Origin of the sequence: Marinobacter sp. (assembly GCF_033722195.1) — a bacterium.
Lineage (GTDB): Bacteria > Pseudomonadota > Gammaproteobacteria > Pseudomonadales > Oleiphilaceae > Marinobacter.
Genome location: NZ_JAWVZL010000201.1, coordinates 1 through 2,043 on the forward strand (window position 1 = coordinate 1; position 2,043 = coordinate 2,043).

At 65.3% G+C, this 2,043-nt stretch carries 3 protein-coding genes; 2 read left to right on the top strand and 1 reads right to left on the bottom strand.

Annotation, left to right across the window (positions count from 1 at the left end; all coding sequences use genetic code 11):
- The first annotated feature begins 326 nt into the window (after positions 1–326).
- Together R3280_RS16815 and R3280_RS16820 are read left to right on the top strand one after the other, a co-directional pair.
- Positions 327–884 (top strand): sigma-70 family RNA polymerase sigma factor, encoded by a 558-nt coding sequence (locus R3280_RS16815; protein WP_318999760.1) that lies wholly within the window; start codon positions 327–329, stop codon positions 882–884.
- Positions 881–1,588, top strand: coding sequence for an anti-sigma factor domain-containing protein (locus R3280_RS16820; protein WP_318999761.1), 708 nt, complete (start codon positions 881–883; stop codon positions 1,586–1,588). Before R3280_RS16815 ends, R3280_RS16820 begins: the two co-directional genes overlap by 4 nt.
- Before the next feature lie 6 nt (positions 1,589–1,594).
- On the opposite strand, the gene R3280_RS16825 is transcribed toward R3280_RS16820, so the two are convergent.
- Positions 1,595–2,043, bottom strand: a 449-nt coding sequence (locus tag R3280_RS16825; protein WP_318999762.1) for a GAF domain-containing protein, incomplete at its 5' end; no start/stop codon positions are given.

The window sequence follows — 2,043 nt, forward strand, 5'->3', positions numbered from 1 at the left end:
GGCAGCTCGGTAATGAAGGGGGCCTCGCGGTGGCTGGAGGCCTGGGCCATGCCGGCTGAGAGGCATACTCCGGCGATCGCCAGCGCCAGCCCGGAACGTTTGATCAGGGTGTTCATTCTGTATTCCTCATCTATTGTTGGAGTTGCGTATCGGAAACGGGCGGTCGATCAGAAAAGATGCAGATACCCATAAAAATATCTCGGGCCACCGCAAATTCTCTTTGTCACGCATCCCCGCGGCGCCCTGAGGCGTAATAGCGATAACGGGTGATTGGCGGTGCTTGCCGCACGCCGGATCACAGGCAGTCCCTATCGAGGAAAGACTTCATGATGGCTGAGGATTCAGGGCAGGAAGAACTGATGCGCCTGCTGAGCGCGGTGGCGCACCAGGACCGGCAGGCGTTTCAGCGGCTTTACGAGTTGGTGGCCGGGCGCATGCTGGGCCTGTGCCACAAGCTCGCAGGCCAACAGGAGTTGGCGGAAGAAGCGCTTCAGGATGCTTTTATCCGCATCTGGCACCACGCCAGCGAATACCACAGTGAGCGCGGCACGCCACTCAGCTGGATGATGACGATCGCTCGTTACCGCACCCTGGACCTCATGCGGGCCCGGAAAGTGCGTCAGGGTGCCGGTGAAGAGGCGCTTGAGACCGTAGCAGACGGTCGCGAAGGTCCCCTGGATGTCTCACTTCGAATGGATGGCAGCGCCGCCCTCACTGGCTGCCTGGATGAACTCAGCCCGTCCCAGCGGGACACCATTCTGCTGTCGTATTATCGTGGCTTTACCCATGAGGAGCTGTCGACGGCCCTGAGTACGCCCATCGGTACCGTCAAGAGCTGGATCCGCCGCGGCCTGCTGGCGCTGAAGAGGTGTCTTGAGCGATGAGAAAAACACCCGAACGCATAGAGAGTCTGGCCGCCGAATATGTCCTTGGCTCCCTCAAGGGGCAGGCCAGGAAGCGGTTTGAGCGCTGGATGATGGAATCCTACCGGGTGCGCCAGGAAGTCTGGTTCTGGGAGGAGAAACTCGGCGGGCTGGCGGATGCGGTGCCCGAGAGGCAGCCGCCGGCGCGGGTCTGGTCAAACATCGAGACCCGGCTCTGGCCGCGGTCCGAGGCGGCCCTTGCAGGCACACGACCGCAGCCCCGAACCGGCTGGTTCTGGCCCAGCTGGGGCGCCCTGGCGACTGCCGCGGCCCTGGTGATGGCGGTAGTTTTGGTCCAGCAACCGCAGCAGCCCGCCCCCGGTCCGCTGCTGTCGGGTGCGGTGGTGCAGGAGAACGTCGGTGACCCGCTCTGGCTGGTCAGTGAACTGGCCTCCGCCAACCAGCTGCGGATGCGGCCGGTGGCGGCCACCCAGGCCGAGGCCGGCAAGGACTATGAGCTCTGGATCGTGCCGGAGAGCGGCAATCCGCTGTCCCTGGGTGTGGTGCCGGTGGGGGGCGTCTACCAGGTCACCCTGACCGACGAGGCCCGCCAGGCGCTGAGCAGTAGCCGCACCCTGGCCATCAGCCTGGAGCCGGCCGGCGGGTCACCCACCGGAGCTCCCACCGGGCCGATCCTGCATGTCACCAAGCTCTATGAGTTGTAGCCGGGCTCAGGACACCGATAGCAATGTCAGGCAGAGCTGGGCGTGGCGGACGAAATGGCTGAAGGCGGTGAGCTGGCCGGCGCTGGGGGCCGAGCCTGCACCGGCGTTGTCGGCGTAGAACAGCCCCACGATCCGGCCCTTGGCCATGAGCGGCCCAACCAGCGCCGGCACCTTGCCCACCCAGGGGTCGAAGTCGGCCCGCTGGGCGTCCTTCGCGGGCTTGTAGAGGGTACATTCGTGGTCGGTCAGCAGGCGGTTGAGGGTGGTCTTGCGGTTGCGCTCGATCACGAAGCCGTCCCGCCAGCCCTCGGTCTCCACCCCCAGCACCTTGCGGGGTACCAGCCGGGTGCCGGAACGGTCACTCATCAGCAACGCCACCCGCTGCATGCCCACCGCCCGCTGGATGCCCTCGGTGACCAGCTGGCAGACCTGGTTGATGTCGGGCTTGGCGGTCA

Bases quoted from the DNA above. Each gene is read 5' to 3' on its own strand.
- R3280_RS16815 (WP_318999760.1), top strand. From the start codon at position 327: ATGATGGCTGAGGATTCAGGGCAGGAAGAACTGATGCGCCTGCTGAGC.
- R3280_RS16820 (WP_318999761.1), top strand. From the start codon at position 881: ATGAGAAAAACACCCGAACGCATAGAGAGTCTGGCCGCCGAATATGTC.